The following is a 16,519-nucleotide window of genomic DNA, read 5'->3' on the forward strand; positions in this document are numbered from 1 at the left end:
GAAATCCTCGGTGTGGCAGCCGTGATGTGCTATGCGCGGCGTGGTGTGGTGTCGCAATGTCGAAGAACCAACCACGCTGCCACTGCGGCGGTGAAATGAAACGCAACGGCACCACCAGCAAAGGCACCACCAGATGGCGCTGCAAACAATGCGGCGCCTCCAGCGTCAAACGTCGAAACGACATCACCAACGCGGCAGTGTTCACCCAGTTCATCGAGCATTGCACCACCGCAATATCACTCGACGACCTAGCCAAACGAAACGGTGTTAGCCGCGCCACCATGAAGCGGCGCTTCAAGTGGTGCTGGCTCGTTGATGTGCCTGACCCCACCGCCGGCCACCACAAGCGGATCTACGACCAGGTATTTCTCGATGGCACCTACACCGCCGGTGGCTGCCTGATCGTCGCGGCGACCATCGACCACGTGATCGCCTGGCACTGGTGCAAACACGAAACCACCCGCGACTACCAACTGCTGCTTGAACGCATCGAAGCCCCACTCATCGCCGTCATCGACGGCGGCCAAGGCGCATACAGCGCAATCAAAAAGTGCTGGCCGACTACGAAAATTCAACGCTGCCTCGTCCACGCCCAACGCGTGGTCCGCCGCTACACCACCACCAACCCACGCACCGATGCCGGGCGCACCATCTACCGACTTGCGCTGAAACTGACCCGGATCACCACACTGGATGAAGCCGCCGCGTGGGGTGTGCAACTGCACGAGTTTTCAACGATCTACCGGGAATGGATGAACGAGAAAACCATGATCAAAGACCCCAAAACAGGTGCATGGACCCGCGTGTGGACCCACCACAACGTGCGCAAGGCCTACAACAGCCTCAACCATCTTTGGCGGTCCGAGATGCTGTTTGTCTACCTCAACCCGCCAGCAGGAGTCCTTGCGCCCGAGCGGATCAAATCCACCACCAACAGCTTAGAAGGCGGCATCAACGCCCAGCTCAAACTGCTCGCCAGAACCCACCGCGGCAGATCAGGCGAACGACAACGCCGCATGCTGGATTGGTGGCTCTACTTAAAAACGGAACTGCCTGACGATCCAGTACGAATCGCCAGGCAGTCCGACTGGGGCCAGGGCCAACTCGCCAAAGTATCCACCCTGACCCAAACCGAGAACCAAGCCGACCACGAAACAGGACGCCCAGCCCTCTACGACAACGCTATCGACACCGACTACACCCACTCAATCGGCATTCAAAAAGGCCAAATCTAACCCCCGCGACACGCCGAGCCAGACACACATTTTGACCCTTAACCCGTCGAACATCCAGGTGCGGTAACGCTCCAGGTCGCCGTCTTTAAGCTCGTAGCCCGCCCACTCGGCCACCACGCTCAAGGTGTTGGGGAAGCTGCCGCCGATGGTTCTAGCGCGCACCTCCGGGGTGAGCGGGCGGCCTAGCAGCTCGCCGAGCTCGAAGGTGGCCTTACCCCACAGCGGTTCGGTGTCGATGAGGGTGCCGTCCATGTCCCAGAGGACGGCCTTCGGCCTACTCAAGTTCCGGAAGCTCGTTGAGAGCCTCGTCCGTGGCGCCGGTGGCGGCCGCCGCACGGAACACCAAGGTCTCGATGTCGGCCTTCTCCTCCGGTTCAAGCACCGCGTTGGCGTGCTTTTCGTTGAACTCCTCGAGGTTCTCGTAGAACGGCGCCACGACCTTCACCAGCGCGTCGCCCTCAGGGTCGTCGCCAAGCAGATCGAGGGCGTCAAGGAACATCTCAAGCCGCTTCTTCAAATCCGGCAGCACCGCCGGGTCGAAAGGCTCTTCCCACAGGTCCTTGTCCTCGTCCTGCAGGTAGGAACCGGTGGCGAAGGTGTTCAGGTCGTCGATGAATTCGTCTACCTCGGGCTGAAACTGGGCCCGAATCGAGTTGTCCGCAGCTGCGCTCATGGGCCCATTGTGCGTGAGGCGCGCTAAATGCGCACCCCGAGCAGCCCGTCGAGGGCGGTGGCGATGATCTGGTTGCAGTCGCCGGCTGCGCCGTCGAGAAGCGAAAGTGCCTCCGGGGTGTTCAGATCGTCCGCAAGAATCGCGCGAAGCTTATCGACGACTTCCGTCGCCTCCGCCTCAGAAACCTCGCCGGCGAGCTGCTCGCGCCAACGTGCGAGGCGCTCCTCGGCCTCGGCCAGGATCGCGTCGGAGAAGTCCCGGTCCTCGCGGTAGTGGCCCGCAAAGACGGCCAGGCGGATCGCCGACGGGTCGTGGCCGGCCTCCGAGAGCTTGTGCACGAACACGAGGTTGCCCAGGGACTTGGACATCTTCACCCCGTCGAGCGCGATCATGCCGGCGTGGACGTAGTGGCCGGCCATCCGCTCGACCTTTAGCGCGGCCTCAGCGTGCGCCGCGGAGAACTCGTGGTGCGGGAACGCAAGGTCAGACCCGCCGCCCTGGATGGCGAAGTGGCTGCCCAGGCGGTTGGTGGCAATCGCGGAACACTCCACGTGCCAGCCTGGACGGCCCGGGCCGAACGGCGAGTCCCAGGCCGGCTCGCCCTCGCGGTGGCCGCGCCAGATCAGCGCGTCCAGCGGATCGCGCTTGCCTTCGCGGTCCGGGTCGCCACCGCGCTCCGCGAAGTACTCCTCCATGGTCGCGCGGTCAAGGTTGGATTCGTAGCCGAACTGCTCGGTGGCGTCAATGGAGGCGTAGATGTCGCCCTGGTCGAGCTCGTAGGCCGCACCGGCGTCGAGAAGCTGCTGCACCATTGCGATCACCTCGTCGACGGACTCCATCGCGCCGATGTAGTCGCACGGCGGGATCACGGACAGGATCTCCATGTCGCTGCGGAACAAGTTGATCTGGCTGGTGCCGAGTTCGCGCCAGTCCACGCCGTCGCGCTCTGCGCGCTCGAACAGCGGGTCGTCCACGTCGGTGATGTTCTGCACGTAGTGGACCTTGTGGCCGTTGGCGAGCAGCTGGCGCTGCGCCAGGTCGAAGGTGAGGTAGGTCGCGGCGTGGCCGAGGTGGGTGGAGTCGTACGGGGTAATGCCGCAGACGTACATCCCCACCTCCCCGTTCGCATCCGGGGTGGTGTCTACTTCTTTGACGCGCTGATCGGCGGTGTCGAAGAGCTTCAGCGGCACCGGGGTGCCGGCGACTACGGGTACGGACGGGTCGGGCCATGCATGCATGCGGACAACCCTACAACTAGGCGGCCATCACGCCAGTGCCGAGCAGCGCCATGACCAAAAGGCCCAGCGGAATGCGGTAGGCGGCGAACCACGCGAACGAGTGGTTGGACACGAACTTCAGCAGCCACGCAATGGAGATGTAGCCGACCACAAAGCCGATGCCGGAGCCGACGAGCAGCTGCAAACCGCTCGCCGCCTGGCCCGCCTGGGGGTCGAAGGCATCAGGCAGGGAAAACAGCCCGGAGGCAAGCACTGCCGGAATGGCTAGCAGGAAGGAGAAACGGGTGGCAACCTCGCGGTCGAGGTTGAGGAACAGACCGCCGGAAATGGTGCCGCCGGAGCGCGACACACCGGGGATGAGCGCCAGGCACTGCCACAGGCCCATCAGAACCGCGTCCTTCATGGTCAGTTCCTCGAAGCCGCGGGTCTTCTTGCCGCGGCGCTCGGCCAGGATGAACACCAGCGAGAACAGGATTAGCACGGTGGCGGTGATCCAGAGGTTGCGGAAGTTCTCGCGGATTAAGTCCTTGAGCAGCACGCCTGCAAGACCGACCGGGATGGTGCCGGCGATGACCATCCAGCCCATGCGGTAGTCGAAGTTCCGCTTGGATTTGTCCGCGAGGCCGGCGAACCAGGCGGTGAGAATGCGCCAGATGTCTTTGGCAAAGAAGACCAGCACGGCAAGCTCCGTTCCCAGCTGGATCACGGCGGTGAAGCTGGCGCCGGCGTCTTCGCCCCAAAACAGTTGGGAGACGATGCGCAGGTGGCCCGAGGAAGACACTGGCAGAAACTCGGTGAGGCCCTGGACAACAGACAGGACGATCACCTGGACCCAGGACATTGTGGTGGCGGGATCAGTCATGGCGAAAGACACTACCCCGCCCGCTTAGCCATCGCGGTACGCGACGGGCGCGTTGCTAGGCTTTAACCTTGTGAATGCTCGTTTGTTTGCCCCCAGTTCCCGCCTCCGCTTTGTCGCAGTTTCCGGTGCAGTCGCGGCTGCCCTGGCGTTGAGCGCCTGCGGCGCGTCTCCCTCTGCCAAGATCGAGGAAGCCGGCGGAGAGGCAGCTGCGAACATGGGCAGCGCTGAGCCGGTGCAGTCCCCGCAGTCGTCGGACCCGGCGGGCGACCTGGTCGACTTCGAGCCGGTGAGCGATGTGGACGAAACGAACGGCCGCATCGGCGTTCGCACTTCAAGCGCGCTGACTATCGGCACCCTCGAGGAGATTCAGCAGGGCAAGGCCGCCCGCCACGAGCTGGACCAATCCTGCGGCGAGGCTTCCGCCAACGCCGGCACCTTCGCGCTCGCCTGCGCAGGCGAGATCAAGCTCTTCGGAGACCGGGAGGAGACTATCGCCACGGATAAGCCGGTCACGGCGGCCACGGTGGCGTCGACAGGCGAGGTGCTCGCAGGCAGCGACTCGGAGCGCAAGATCTGGGTCTTCGACGGCGGCGAGCTCAAAGACACCATCGACGTCGCACGCGAAACCGACCAGTTGCAGGCGGTGCAGGTGGACGGCCAGCGCGACTCGGTGGTGCGCACCAACCGCTTCGACACCACCATCCAGGACATCGACTGGAACGGCGCGCGCCAAGGCGGCACCCTGCGCGTCGGCCTGGGCGTGGGCAAGGTGCGCGGCGGCGAGCACGGCCTGGTGCTGGCCGCGGATTCCACCGGTAGTCAGCTCCACGTCTACACCACCGACGACATCATCCGCCTCCAGCAGTCCGCGCCCGTGCCGGAAGGACCCTGGGATGCCGCGTGGGACCCCGCGCAGCGCCTCGCCTGGGTCAGCTCGCTGGCCAGCAACACCGCCACCGGCTACGACATCTCCCAGGGCATTCCGGTGAAGCGCAAGCATTTCGCCACCGTCGCAGATGCCCAGAGCATCATTACGCTTGACGACGGCACCGTGGTCGCCGCCTCCGCATCCGGCGACGGCATCCAGATCGTCTCCCCCGCCGACCAAACCGAGAGCAACTAGGAGAAAACCCATGACGCTCTACGACCGCGCACTCAAGCTCATGTTCCTGCTGCCGCCGGAGCGCATCCACGGCATCATCAGCGGCGCGTTGCAGACGCTGCACTTGGTCACCCCGGTCAACCGCGTGATGGAAAAGGCCGTGCGCGTGCACGACCCGGTGCTGCACCAAACTGTTTTCGGCGTGGATTTTCCCGCCCCGCTGGGGCTGGCGGCCGGCTTTGACAAGAACGCCGAGGCGATCGACTCCTGGGGCGCGATCGGCTTCGGCTACGCCGAGATGGGCACCGTGACCCCGAAGTCCCAGCCGGGCAACCCCACGCCGCGGCTGTTCCGCCTGCCGGAGGACAAGGCGATTTTGAACCGGATGGGTTTCAACAACAAGGGCGCGCTCGTGGTCGCCGACAACCTCCGCGCGCGGCGCTCCCGCGACGTGGTGGGCATCAACATCGGTAAGAACAAGACCTCCGAGGACGCCGTGGCGGATTACCGCGCCACCTCGACGCTTCTGGGTCAGCTTGCGGACTACCTGGTGGTCAATGTCTCCTCCCCCAACACGCCGGGCCTGCGCGACCTGCAGGCGGTGGAGGAACTCCGCCCGATCCTGGAAGTGGTGAAGAAATCCACCACCACCCCGGTGCTGGTGAAGATCGCGCCGGATCTTTCCGACGACGACATCGACGCCGTGGCTGACCTCGCCGTCGAGCTGGAATTGGCCGGCATTGTGGCCACCAACACGACCATTTCCCGCTCCGGGCTGAAAACACCCGCCTCCAAGGTGGAGAAGATGGGCGCGGGCGGCATCAGCGGAGCCCCGTTGGAGAACCGCTCGCTTGAGGTGCTCAAGCGCCTCCACGAGCGAGTCGGCGACAAGCTGGTGCTCGTCAGCGTCGGCGGCATCTCCACGCCCGAGCAGGCGTGGGAGCGCATCACCGCGGGCGCGAGCCTGCTGCAGGGCTACACCCCGTTCATCTACGGCGGGTTGGGCTGGATCCGCGGCATCCACCGCGGGATCGCCGCGCAGATCAAAGCCCACGGCCTGGACTCGATCGAGCAGGCCGTGGGCAGCGGGCTGGAGTGGAAGGCGCTCTAAGCGTGTCCGGCTGCGCTGCGGCGCAGCACCACCGCGCAGAGGCCGGCGGCGAGCGCCCAGCCGATCAGCCAGAACGGCGTGGTGGCCATCAGCTCGGTGTCGGGCGCGATGAAGCCGAGCCCGATGAGCACCACGGCCACGATTAGCGCGCCGACCTGGGTGCGTGAGCCTTCCTGCTTGGTGTTGTAGGTGGCGAAGGCGCCGACGATGGCGACCGCCACGATGATGGAGAGCACCTGCGGGGTGACGGGGAACGCGGCGTCGCCTCGAAGCAGCGCCAGCACGGCGTAGAGCACGAGCACGAGTGCGATGCCCATGAACGCGCCGCCGACGCGGAGTTGCACTGGAACCATTCGGCGAATCTTACTGGTTTTCGTACCAGCCCCAGATGATTGCCCGGCCGAGCGAGTGGAAGTTCAGGTTGAAGCCGAGCTGGGTGGGGTTGGCAATCTCGTCCGCGGGAAGCTCCGTGTCCACCGCGTGGACGGCGAACAGGTAGCGGTGCGGGCCGTGGCCGGCCGGCGGGTTCGCGCCGTAGTAGCCCTTGACGCCGCTGTCGCCGGTGAGCACCACAGCGCCAACGCCGAGGTCGTCCTTCGCGCCCGCGCCGGCGGGCAGCTCGGTGACGTCAGCCGGGATGTTGAACGCGGACCAGTGCCAGAACCCGGAGGCGGTCGGCGCGTCCGGGTCGAAGCAGGTCACAGCGTACGTCTTGGTGCCCTCCGGGGCGCCGGACCAGGACAGCTGCGGGCTAGTGGCATTGTCGCCGGCCAGCGAGTCGGCGAGGCGCTCGCCGTCGACGATGTCCTCGGACGTGATGTCGAAGGACGGCACGTCCGCCAGCGCGGCGTACGGGTCGGGGCCGGGGAAACGGTCGGAAACATAATTTGCAGTCATGTCCCCATTCCTACCGGAGAGTTAGTGACCGCCGCCACTCCACGCAGCGAACAGTTGCGCGTATCTCCCGTCGGCGGCGACGAGTTCGGTGTGGGTGCCGTCCTCGATGATGCGCCCGGCGTCCATGACCAGGATCCGGTCCGCGGCCGCCGCCTGGTCTAGGCGGTGCGCCACCACCAGTGCCGTGGTGTCTGCGGTGATCCGCGCGGCGGCGTCCTCCAGCGCGTTCGTGGCGTCGCTGCCGGCTTCCGCTGTGGCCTCGTCCAGGATGAGCACCTTCGGGCCCGACAGCGCCACGCGTGCGAGCGCGAGCTGCTGCTCCACCTCCGGGGGTATGTCCTCCGCGCCTGCGCCGACGGCGGTGTCCAGCCCCTTCGGGAACAGGCGCGCGAACTGGGTGCCTTCAGGGTCGAGCCCGACACTTGCCAGCGCCCGCAGCAGGTCCGCGTCGGTCGCATCCTGTGCGGCCATCGAGAGGTCCTCGCGCAGGGTGCCGGCGAACAGGTGGACGTCCTGGGTGAGCAGGGTGACGTTCTTGGCGGTCCACGTGTCGCTGACCTGCGAGGTTTCCACGGCCCCTACCCGGATGCTCCCAGCTGTGGGCTCCACCAGCCCCGCAATGAGCGCGGCGAGCGTGGACTTGCCGGCGCCCGAAGTGCCCACCAGCGCGGTGGTTGTTCCGGCCTCGAGCGTGACAGAGAGGTCTTCCAGCACGTTGGCGCCGCCCGGGTAGGCGAACGAGACGTGGTCCACCTCCACATCCACGAGTGCAGCAAGGTCCGCCGGCACGGCCGTGGCGTCGCGTCCGTCCGCGAGCTTGGCCAAGCTCACCGCGCGACCCACGGCGGTGGCAGCGCCCTGCAACTCGCCGACGAAGAACAGCGCGTTGAACACCATGACCTCTGCGCGGATGACCATGAACACCGCAGCGCTCGCCTGGCCCGGGGTGACAACTCCGGCCGACGCGAGCCACGCGCCGACGCCAAGCGTGAGCAGCACCCACGCGGCGAAAGCGACCTGGCCGATGCCTGTGAGCCGGATGTCCCAGGGCACACGGTCCATCTCCGCCTCCACCGCGCCCCACGAGGTCCGCCGCATCCGTGCCAACGCCCAGCGCTCCAAGTCGAAGGCGCGCAGCGTGGGCAGGCCCCGGACGGTATCCAGCAGCACCGCGTTGCGACGTGCTTCCGCCACGCTCACCGCATTGGACGCGCCGGGGATGGCGCGCACCACCGCGCGGGCAAACGGGTAGGTGCATATGCAGATCAGAAGCAGGATCAGGGCGAAGCGGACGTCGATAAGCAAAAGCCCGATGAACGTGATCGGGAAGACGAACACGGTGGTGAGCACGCGCGAGCCGATGTCGGTGATGGTTTGGACGACGTCGTCGATGTCCTTGGTCATGCGTGTGATGACGTTGCCGGTGCCGAGCTCCATCACCCGCGGCACTGGTGCGCGCAGGATCGCGTCGAGGCAGCGGCGGCGCAGGTCGATGGACGCGCGGGCGACTTTCTGGCCCACCACATAATTGCCCAGCGCCCGCAAGAACATCTCGACGAGCATGCAGGCCAACGCCAGGCCGACGGTCAAAACGAAGGCGCGGGTGCCGGTTCCCAGCAGTGGCACTGATCCGCCGGTGAGCGGGTCGACGCTACGGCCGAACAGGTTCGACTGCGTGGTGTAGACAGCGACAATCAGCGCCTGGATGATCAGCAAACCCGCCCACCAGCGCTTGTCTAGAGCGTTGGGTAGCGCAGACAGGTACGCGAAGGTCTCCTTCACGCTCGCGGGGGCGACCGCGTCAGTGCGTTCGTATTCGCGCGCCATTTACGCCACCTCCAATTCGGTTCCAGCGTGCTGCCACGCGGCGTTTCCGGTGATGACCACGGTGGTTTTGTCTGCTCTGAGCGCGGCGACGGCTGCCACGACGTCCGCCTGTGTCACGGAATCGAGGCCAGTGGTCGGGTCGTCCAGGATGAGCACGTCCGAGTCGGCGGCGAGCGCCCTAGCAAGCGCGACGCGCTGCCGCTGCCCGCCGGAGAGATTCAGGCCGGCCTCGCCCAGCGGTGCGTCCGGCAACTCGCCGCCTGCGTCTATGCCGCCGAGCCTGCGGAGGATGTCTTGGCAGTGGGCGGCGGCGAGCGCCTGCTTGACGACGTCCTCCGGCACATCCCCGCGCGGGTTCACGTTGTCTGCGATGGTGCCCTCAAACACGTTGACGGTGTGCGGCGGGAACAGCACGTCTGCGCGCTGCGCCCACGCGGCGGCGGTGGCGTAGGAACGCTCCGCCGGCTCGAGAATCCACAGACCCGCGCCTGGGACCGGGGTGTCTGTCGGCTCAGGCCCCGCCGCGTCATTGCCCGCGTGGTGCAGCTGCTCGATGCGTTGACCGCTCGCCACGGCCCTGCCCCACCCACTTGCCAGGTCGCCGAACGCGAAGCCCGCCATGTCCAACGCAGGCGGCACCAACAGTGCCACAGATGTCAGCTGCCCCGGGGTGATCTCCCCGCGCAGCGTCATCCACGCGCTCAAGCCCACGATGGCAAGGTTGCACAGCCACGCCACGCAGAACCTGGCAAAACCCAGCCAGACCTCCACACGCAGGTGCGTGAGCATCAACCGCTTCGCCTTCGCCGTTTCCGAGTGAAAACGCTCGGCCACGGTTGCGCCCGCGCCGAGGCCTTTGACGGTGCGGATGCCTTGCGACGCATCCGTGGCCAAGCCAGCAACATCCGCCTCCGCAGCGCGGCGCTTCAGCGACACCCGCGTCACCGGCCCCGCGGTCCACGCGGCGAACAGGGCGATAATCAGCGCGCTGGCTGGGATGGCCAGCGAGATCCACGGGGAGACCGACCACATCGCCACCATCGCGCCGGCCGCGTAGCCGATGGCCATCAGCGGAAACGACAGCAGCTCGCGGTATCGACCGACGGTGTTCGCGTCCGCGTCGATGGTGTTGAGCACCGTGCCGGGGCTCATCGCTCCCGCCCCGCGGCGCAGCACGCCCGAGGACAGGTGCTGCTGCGCGTTGTGGGTCACGCGGCGCACCGAGGCTGTGGCCAGGCCGTCGCCGGTGGCCTCGCCGATGAACTGGATGATGAAGATGCCGACCAATACTGCGAAGAGCCACCATGCGTTGAACTTTTCTTCCCCCACCAGGCCGTCCACGATCATGCCCACCACCACCGGCACAAACGCGGAGATGCCGGTGCCGATGAGGTAGCTCAGAATGTGCAGCACTAGCACGCCCGGGTATGCGCCTACCATGTCCCTGACCACACGGTTCCCGCTGCTCCAGCGTGCTGGGTGGAGCCGCGCCGGATCGTCCGCTGGCGGCGCGGGCGGGACGAACCAGCTGTACGTCTTCATTCTGCGCGGCGGTGGCATCATTCTGGAAAATCTAGCAAATATTGGGTTAAGGGTCAAAAAGTGTGTCCGGAATCGCGGATTTTCACGGATTGACCTGTAGGTTTCCGGAAAGTATATGCTCCGGAAGCATATATCTAGCCCCCGACGGGAAATCCTCGGTGTGGCAGCCGTGATGTGCTATGCGCGGCGTGGTGTGGTGTCGCAATGTCGAAGAACCAACCACGCTGCCACTGCGGCGGTGAAATGAAACGCAACGGCACCACCAGCAAAGGCACCACCAGATGGCGCTGCAAACAATGCGGCGCCTCCAGCGTCAAACGTCGAAACGACATCACCAACGCGGCAGTGTTCACCCAGTTCATCGAGCATTGCACCACCGCAATATCACTCGACGACCTAGCCAAACGAAACGGTGTTAGCCGCGCCACCATGAAGCGGCGCTTCAAGTGGTGCTGGCTCGTTGATGTGCCTGACCCCACCGCCGGCCACCACAAGCGGATCTACGACCAGGTATTTCTCGATGGCACCTACACCGCCGGTGGCTGCCTGATCGTCGCGGCGACCATCGACCACGTGATCGCCTGGCACTGGTGCAAACACGAAACCACCCGCGACTACCAACTGCTGCTTGAACGCATCGAAGCCCCACTCATCGCCGTCATCGACGGCGGCCAAGGCGCATACAGCGCAATCAAAAAGTGCTGGCCGACTACGAAAATTCAACGCTGCCTCGTCCACGCCCAACGCGTGGTCCGCCGCTACACCACCACCAACCCACGCACCGATGCCGGGCGCACCATCTACCGACTTGCGCTGAAACTGACCCGGATCACCACACTGGATGAAGCCGCCGCGTGGGGTGTGCAACTGCACGAGTTTTCAACGATCTACCGGGAATGGATGAACGAGAAAACCATGATCAAAGACCCCAAAACAGGTGCATGGACCCGCGTGTGGACCCACCACAACGTGCGCAAGGCCTACAACAGCCTCAACCATCTTTGGCGGTCCGAGATGCTGTTTGTCTACCTCAACCCGCCAGCAGGAGTCCTTGCGCCCGAGCGGATCAAATCCACCACCAACAGCTTAGAAGGCGGCATCAACGCCCAGCTCAAACTGCTCGCCAGAACCCACCGCGGCAGATCAGGCGAACGACAACGCCGCATGCTGGATTGGTGGCTCTACTTAAAAACGGAACTGCCTGACGATCCAGTACGAATCGCCAGGCAGTCCGACTGGGGCCAGGGCCAACTCGCCAAAGTATCCACCCTGACCCAAACCGAGAACCAAGCCGACCACGAAACAGGACGCCCAGCCCTCTACGACAACGCTATCGACACCGACTACACCCACTCAATCGGCATTCAAAAAGGCCAAATCTAACCCCCGCGACACGCCGAGCCAGACACACATTTTGACCCTTAACCCCTCCCGCACCCAGGAGCCCAGCGAGTAGATCCCGCCTCACAGCTGCAGGTACGCTTGAAACCCCGCAAGCATTTGCTCGCGGGGTTCATTCTGTGCCAGGTAGAAGATTCGAACTTCTGAAGGCAGTGCCGGCGGATTTACAGTCCGCTCCCTTTGGCCGCTCGGGCAACCTGGCATGCACTGTGTGGTGCGAGTAAGTACTTTACTACGAACCACCCTCCCACCTACAAATCGCCAGCGTAGTAGGGGCGAATGGGGCGGGAATAAGGGGGCATCGCCAAGCAGCTAGCCCACGCGGCGCACGGTGTAATCCGCCAGTTGGCGCAAGGCCTGGCTCGCGGAGTTCTCCGGTAGCACGGCGAGTTGCTCCTCCACCGTGCGCAGGTAGGCATTGATGTCCTCCAGCGCCTTCTGACGGCCGCCAGACTGGTGCAGGAGCTCGATGGCGCGCTCCACCTCGGCGTCGGAATGCAGCGGGCCAGTAAGCAGCTCACGCAGCTTGTCGCCCACTTCGCCCTCTTCTTCCAAGGCGTAGAGAACCGGCAGGGTAAATACGCCCTCGCGCAGGTCCGTGCCCGGGGTCTTGCCGGACTCCTTTGGGTCAGAGAAGATGTCGATGACGTCGTCCACAATCTGAAAGATCATGCCGATGGCACCACCAATGCGGTGCAAGGCTGCGACATGCTCGGCCGAGGCGCCGGAGTGGTAGGCACCCAGGTAGCCAGCAGAGGCGATGAGCACCGCGGTCTTTTCACGGATAACGGCCGTGTAGTGCTCCACGGCATTGGCCTCACCCGCGCCGATGGTCTCCCGCATCTGGCCGGTCACCAGCTCCTCAAAGGTATCGGCAAAGTGGGCCACGGTGTGGGTATCCAGTTCACTCATCAGGCGGGAGGCATGTGCCAGGAGCGCATCGCCGGCGAGGATGGCCACGGAGTTATTCCACCGCGAATTGGCAGATTCCACGCCGCGGCGGCGGTCCGCCTCATCCATGACATCGTCATGATAAAGGGTAGCTACGTGCACCATCTCCACGACGGTGGCGGCCTTAACAACCTCTTCGCAGCCCGGACGCGGACCATACTCGGAGGCCAGCAGCGCCATCATGGGGCGAAAGCGCTTGCCACCGGCCTTAGACAGGTGGCTGACCTTGTCCTTTAAGAAGTCCTGGCCGCGGTCGATTTCACTGCGCAGCTTGTCTTCTACTGCTTCCATGCCCGCACCAATGCGCTCGTTGAGCTGCGGATCACCAAGATCCACGTGCGTGGCATGCGATTGACCGTGAGTCATTAAATAGTGTTCCTTGCAACTAAAAGCCAGAGATAATCGATTACCTACCGTAGTCCAAACTGCGCCCCTAAACACACTCGAGGGGTCGAACTCATGCAATGATAGTCCTCATGTCGGAGCAGATCGATTCCCAAACCTATGTCGAGGTCGCCATCATTGGCGCTGGGCCTGCCGGAGCCGCCGCCGCGATTCATGCCGCACGCGCCGGTTATGACACCCTCCTTATTGATTCCGCGACGTTTCCCCGCGATAAAACCTGCGGCGACGGGCTCACCCCGCGCGCGATGCACCAGCTTGCTGAGCTCGGCATTGTGGTCAACGCCTCCTACCGCAATCGCGGCCTGAAACTGCACGGCTACGGCGGCGATATTACCGCGCCTTGGCCGGAGACCTACCCCTCCCAGGTGGGCACGGCCCTACCGCGCTACCGCTTTGATGCCCTGCTTGCCGACGCCGCCCGGAAAGCCGGCGCCACCCTCCTCACCGGCACCCCTGCCACCGATCCGGTGCTCGAGGGCAACCGCGTGACCTCCTTCCGCGTGGGAGAGGCCACCGTGCATGCCAAGTGGATCATCGTGGCCGATGGCGTGCGCTCTACTTTTGGCAAGAAGCTCGGCCGCACCTGGCACCGCGAGGAGGTCTATGGCATTGCCGCGCGTTCCTATGCTTCCTCTACGCATGCCACTGAGCCCTGGATGCACTCCCACGTTGAGCTCAAGGACGAAGAAGGCGAGGTGCAGCCCGGCTACGGTTGGATCTTCCCGCTCGGCTCCGAGCTAGGCCAGGTCAATATCGGCCTCGGCGCGCTGTCGACCGCGCAGCGCCCCGCCAAGATCAACACCAAGAAGCTGCTCGAGTTCTACGCCACCCAACAGCGCACCGAGTGGGGACTCGGGGAAATTGAGCACGTTACCTCTGCCTTACTGCCCATGGGCGGCGCGGTGTCTAACGTGGCCGGCGCCAATTGGATGATCATTGGTGATGCCGCGGCCTGCATCAACCCCCTCAACGGCGAGGGCATCGATTATGGCTTGGAGACCGCCGCGCTGGCCGTAGCCCTGCTCGGCCCGAAGGATTTCACCCTGGCCTGGCCAGCCGTCTTGCGCGAGCACTACGGCGAGTCCTTCCTCTTGGCCCGCACGGCCGCGCGCCTTCTGACCTACCCGCAGTTCCTACCGCTGGCCGGTCCACTGGCCCTGCGCGGCCCCATCGGCCGCATACTCATGCCGGCCGCCGCGCGCCTGATGGGCAACCTCATTACTGACGATGACCGCGACCTCATCGCACGCACCTGGCGCGCCGCCGGCCGCACGGTCTCATCCCTTCGCCGCGATACGCCCCTCTGGGATTCAACCGCGGCATAGTCCCCCGCTTCCCCGGGCGCGAAGGAGCGGCGCCTAGGCTGGCTTTACCGCCGAGTGCAGCGCCACGATGCCGAAGGTAAGGTTCTGCCAGCCGGCCTCGGCCCAACCATTGCGATTGATAACCGCGGCAAGCTCCTCCTGCCCGGGCCACGCGCGAATGGATTCCGCGAGGTAGATATATGCCTCCGGGTTAGAAGAGACCAGGCGCGCTACCGGCGGGAGCAGACGCATCAAGTATTCCTTGTACACGGTGCCAAAAATCGGTACCACCGGGGTGGAAAACTCCGCCACCGCAAGGCGCCCGCCCGGCTTGGTCACGCGCGCCATTTCGCGCAGGCCGAGCTCAAAGTCGTGGATATTGCGCAGGCCATAAGAGATGGTCACGGCGTCAAAGGTGTTATCCGCAAACGGCAGCTGCATGCCATCGCCAGCCACCTTGGGCACGTTGCGCTCACGGCCGGCGGCCAACATGCCACGGGAGAAATCACACGCCACGCACCACGCACCGGACTTGGAAAGTTCCACGGTGGACACGGCGGTACCCGCTGCAAGGTCGAGGACCTTCTCGCCCGGCTTAAGGTTCAAACGCTCGCGGGTGCGCTTGCGCCAGTGCGCGTCCTGCCCAAAGGACAGCACGGTATTGGTGAGGTCGTATTTCTCGCCCACGGCGTCAAACATGCGCGCCACATCGAAGGGCTTTTTATCCAGATCTGCCTTAGACACAAATGATCAGTCTAGGCTACGCGGGCACCAAGGGCACGAGCCGCCCATCGCGGCAGCTCGGGACGCTGGCCCAGAATGGTCAGCGGCACCCGGCGAGTATCCTCCAGTACCTCTTCGTAATAGCCCACGAGCTGCTCACACAGCGCCTTCCACGTCTTGGAGGAAATGGACTCTCGGGCATTGTTCCGCATCTCTTGGTGAATCTCCGGATTGAGCAGAGCGTCCACCGCATTGGGGAGGTCTTCCACAAAGGTCTTTACCTCCAGCAGCAGTCCGTTATAACCCTCGTTGATGAGGTCTACCGGGCCACCGGCCCGCGGCCCGATAGTCGGCACGCCGGAGGCCTGCGCCTCCTGGATGGACTGGCAGAAGGTCTCGAACTCGCCAGCGTGGACGAAGACGTCCAAGGAGGCATAGGCGGCGGCGAGGTCTTCGCCAGACAGCGCACCGGTAAAGACGGCACCGGGCAGCTGGGCTTCTAACAGCGGGCGCTCCGGCCCATCGCCCACGATGACCAGCTGGATATCCTCGCGCCCGTTGAGCGCCGAGAGGCGGTGCACGCCCTTTTCCGCGGCGAGGCGACCAACGAATCCCACTACATTCTTGGTGCCGCTCGGATCCCAGCTGCGGCGCAGCTTGTCAGAGCGCTTGGAGGGGTGGAAAAGTTCCGCATTCACGCCACGCCCCCAGTGGCGCACGTTTTTAATGTGGTGCTTTTCCAAGTCCCGGATGGTCAGCGAGGACGGCGCCAGCGTCATCTGGCAGGAGTTATGAATCGTGCGCAGCCACTCCCACACGCCATAAGCCAGCGCGGAGGCATGGTACTTGGTGGCAAAGCCGGCAACATCGGTCTGATACAACGCTACGGCCGGCACGCGCTGCTGGCGGGCGGAGAAAGCGCCAGCCGCGCCGAGTACGAACGGGCTGGCCAGGTGGATGATATCCGGCTTGAAATCACGCAGCGCCTCATCGACCGCCGTGGTAGGCACGCCCACCGGCAGCGAATCCACCAGCGGCACGCGCACGGTGGGCACACGGTAGATGGGGAATCCTAGGTAGTCCGGGATTTCCTCCTGTCCCTCACGAGCACCCGGCGCGATGACGATGGCCTCCTGGCCGGTCTCGTGCAGGTGCTCTAAAACGCGCAGCACGGAGTTGGTCACACCATTGACATTGGGGAGGAAGGATTCAGCCACGATCGCAACACGCATGCCACCATCATGGCCC

15 protein-coding genes, 1 tRNA gene and 2 pseudogenes are annotated in these 16,519 nt (G+C 64.7%); 5 read left to right on the plus strand and 13 right to left on the minus strand.

Annotation, left to right across the window (positions count from 1 at the left end):
• Positions 1–56: 56 nt before the first annotated feature.
• Complete coding sequence (locus LG376_RS01960) at positions 57–1,235, plus strand: IS256-like element IS1249 family transposase (RefSeq protein WP_005323424.1); 1,179 nt, start codon at positions 57–59, stop codon at positions 1,233–1,235.
• Here the strand turns inward: LG376_RS01960 and LG376_RS01965 are convergent.
• From LG376_RS01965 to LG376_RS01980, 4 genes are read right to left on the minus strand one after another with little or no spacing between them, the layout of a single operon-like run.
• Entirely contained in the window at positions 1,206–1,517 is a 312-nt protein-coding gene (locus LG376_RS01965; protein ID WP_225746010.1) for a phosphoribosyl-ATP diphosphatase, read from the minus strand. The genes LG376_RS01960 and LG376_RS01965 overlap by 30 nt on opposite strands.
• A complete protein-coding gene (locus LG376_RS01970) occupies positions 1,510–1,908 on the minus strand; it encodes a hypothetical protein (RefSeq protein ID WP_005296305.1) in 399 nt (132 codons plus the stop codon). Before LG376_RS01970 ends, LG376_RS01965 begins: the two co-directional genes overlap by 8 nt.
• Before the next feature lie 23 nt (positions 1,909–1,931).
• On the minus strand, positions 1,932–3,146 hold the full coding sequence (gene mshC, locus LG376_RS01975; RefSeq protein ID WP_225746011.1) for a cysteine--1-D-myo-inosityl 2-amino-2-deoxy-alpha-D-glucopyranoside ligase: 1,215 nt from the start codon (positions 3,144–3,146) through the stop codon (positions 1,932–1,934).
• Positions 3,147–3,162: 16 nt separating this feature from the next.
• Complete coding sequence (locus LG376_RS01980; protein WP_005296312.1) at positions 3,163–4,008, minus strand: undecaprenyl-diphosphate phosphatase; 846 nt, start codon at positions 4,006–4,008, stop codon at positions 3,163–3,165.
• Between the two features lie 295 nt (positions 4,009–4,303).
• Here LG376_RS01980 and LG376_RS01985 point away from each other — a divergent pair, with 295 nt between their 5' ends.
• Both LG376_RS01985 and LG376_RS01990 read left to right on the plus strand, forming a co-directional pair.
• On the plus strand, positions 4,304–5,131 hold the full coding sequence (locus LG376_RS01985; protein ID WP_225746012.1) for a hypothetical protein: 828 nt from the start codon (positions 4,304–4,306) through the stop codon (positions 5,129–5,131).
• Between the two features lie 10 nt (positions 5,132–5,141).
• Positions 5,142–6,221: a quinone-dependent dihydroorotate dehydrogenase gene (locus tag LG376_RS01990; protein ID WP_225746013.1), complete on the plus strand. Its 1,080-nt coding sequence runs from the start codon at positions 5,142–5,144 to the stop codon at positions 6,219–6,221.
• On the opposite strand, the gene LG376_RS01995 is transcribed toward LG376_RS01990, so the two are convergent.
• From LG376_RS01995 to tetA, 5 genes and pseudogenes are all read right to left on the minus strand, one after another.
• Entirely contained in the window at positions 6,218–6,574 is a 357-nt protein-coding gene (locus tag LG376_RS01995) for a hypothetical protein (RefSeq protein ID WP_005390939.1), read from the minus strand. The two genes, LG376_RS01990 and LG376_RS01995, sit on opposite strands and share 4 nt — an antisense overlap.
• 10 nt (positions 6,575–6,584) lie before the next feature.
• Positions 6,585–7,118, minus strand: a complete 534-nt coding sequence (locus LG376_RS02000) for a YbhB/YbcL family Raf kinase inhibitor-like protein (protein WP_005390941.1) — start codon at positions 7,116–7,118, stop codon at positions 6,585–6,587.
• Positions 7,119–7,139: 21 nt separating this feature from the next.
• Positions 7,140–7,839, minus strand: a pseudogene (locus tag LG376_RS12645) (ATP-binding cassette domain-containing protein); the annotation flags it as partial.
• 219 nt (positions 7,840–8,058) lie between these two features.
• A pseudogene (locus LG376_RS12650) lies at positions 8,059–8,945 on the minus strand (ABC transporter transmembrane domain-containing protein); the annotation flags it as partial.
• A complete protein-coding gene (gene tetA, locus LG376_RS02010; protein WP_370633330.1) occupies positions 8,946–10,508 on the minus strand; it encodes a tetracycline efflux ABC transporter TetAB subunit A in 1,563 nt (520 codons plus the stop codon).
• 183 nt (positions 10,509–10,691) lie between these two features.
• Between tetA and LG376_RS02015 the strand changes: the two genes are divergently transcribed.
• The gene (locus LG376_RS02015) at positions 10,692–11,870 is read left to right on the plus strand and encodes an IS256-like element IS1249 family transposase (RefSeq protein WP_005323424.1); all 1,179 of its coding nucleotides are present in this window, start codon (positions 10,692–10,694) and stop codon (positions 11,868–11,870) included.
• Positions 11,871–12,008: 138 nt separating this feature from the next.
• Here LG376_RS02015 and LG376_RS02020 read toward each other — a convergent pair.
• Positions 12,009–12,090: transfer RNA gene (locus tag LG376_RS02020), tRNA-Tyr, on the minus strand.
• 110 nt (positions 12,091–12,200) lie between these two features.
• Positions 12,201–13,205, minus strand: a complete 1,005-nt coding sequence (locus LG376_RS02025) for a polyprenyl synthetase family protein (RefSeq protein WP_225746015.1) — start codon at positions 13,203–13,205, stop codon at positions 12,201–12,203.
• Between the two features lie 98 nt (positions 13,206–13,303).
• Here LG376_RS02025 and LG376_RS02030 point away from each other — a divergent pair, with 98 nt between their 5' ends.
• Positions 13,304–14,569, plus strand: coding sequence for a geranylgeranyl reductase family protein (locus LG376_RS02030; RefSeq protein WP_225746016.1), 1,266 nt, complete (start codon positions 13,304–13,306; stop codon positions 14,567–14,569).
• A 33-nt stretch (positions 14,570–14,602) separates the two neighbouring features.
• Here LG376_RS02030 and LG376_RS02035 read toward each other — a convergent pair whose 3' ends face one another.
• Positions 14,603–15,292, minus strand: coding sequence for a demethylmenaquinone methyltransferase (locus LG376_RS02035; RefSeq protein ID WP_225746017.1), 690 nt, complete (start codon positions 15,290–15,292; stop codon positions 14,603–14,605).
• Between the two features lie 11 nt (positions 15,293–15,303).
• Positions 15,304–16,503, minus strand: coding sequence for a glycosyltransferase family 1 protein (locus tag LG376_RS02040; RefSeq protein WP_225747350.1), 1,200 nt, complete (start codon positions 16,501–16,503; stop codon positions 15,304–15,306).
• Between the last annotated feature and the right edge of the window lie 16 nt (positions 16,504–16,519).

Source organism: Corynebacterium sp. Marseille-P4611, from assembly GCF_916618765.1.
GTDB lineage: Bacteria > Actinomycetota > Actinomycetes > Mycobacteriales > Mycobacteriaceae > Corynebacterium > Corynebacterium marquesiae.

Excerpts from the sequence above, each read along its gene's own strand:
- LG376_RS01960 (WP_005323424.1), top strand. The coding sequence starts at position 57 with ATGTCGAAGAACCAACCACGCTGCCACTGCGGCGGTGAAATGAAACGC.
- LG376_RS01970 (WP_005296305.1), bottom strand. The coding sequence starts at position 1,908 with ATGAGCGCAGCTGCGGACAACTCGATTCGGGCCCAGTTTCAGCCCGAG.
- mshC (WP_225746011.1), bottom strand. The coding sequence starts at position 3,146 with ATGCATGCATGGCCCGACCCGTCCGTACCCGTAGTCGCCGGCACCCCG.
- LG376_RS01980 (WP_005296312.1), bottom strand. The coding sequence starts at position 4,008 with ATGACTGATCCCGCCACCACAATGTCCTGGGTCCAGGTGATCGTCCTG.
- LG376_RS01990 (WP_225746013.1), top strand. The coding sequence starts at position 5,142 with ATGACGCTCTACGACCGCGCACTCAAGCTCATGTTCCTGCTGCCGCCG.
- LG376_RS01995 (WP_005390939.1), bottom strand. The coding sequence starts at position 6,574 with ATGGTTCCAGTGCAACTCCGCGTCGGCGGCGCGTTCATGGGCATCGCA.
- LG376_RS02000 (WP_005390941.1), bottom strand. The coding sequence starts at position 7,118 with ATGACTGCAAATTATGTTTCCGACCGTTTCCCCGGCCCCGACCCGTAC.
- tetA (WP_370633330.1), bottom strand. The coding sequence starts at position 10,508 with ATGATGCCACCGCCGCGCAGAATGAAGACGTACAGCTGGTTCGTCCCG.
- LG376_RS02015 (WP_005323424.1), top strand. The coding sequence starts at position 10,692 with ATGTCGAAGAACCAACCACGCTGCCACTGCGGCGGTGAAATGAAACGC.
- LG376_RS02025 (WP_225746015.1), bottom strand. The coding sequence starts at position 13,205 with ATGACTCACGGTCAATCGCATGCCACGCACGTGGATCTTGGTGATCCG.
- LG376_RS02030 (WP_225746016.1), top strand. The coding sequence starts at position 13,304 with ATGATAGTCCTCATGTCGGAGCAGATCGATTCCCAAACCTATGTCGAG.
- LG376_RS02040 (WP_225747350.1), bottom strand. The coding sequence starts at position 16,503 with ATGCGTGTTGCGATCGTGGCTGAATCCTTCCTCCCCAATGTCAATGGT.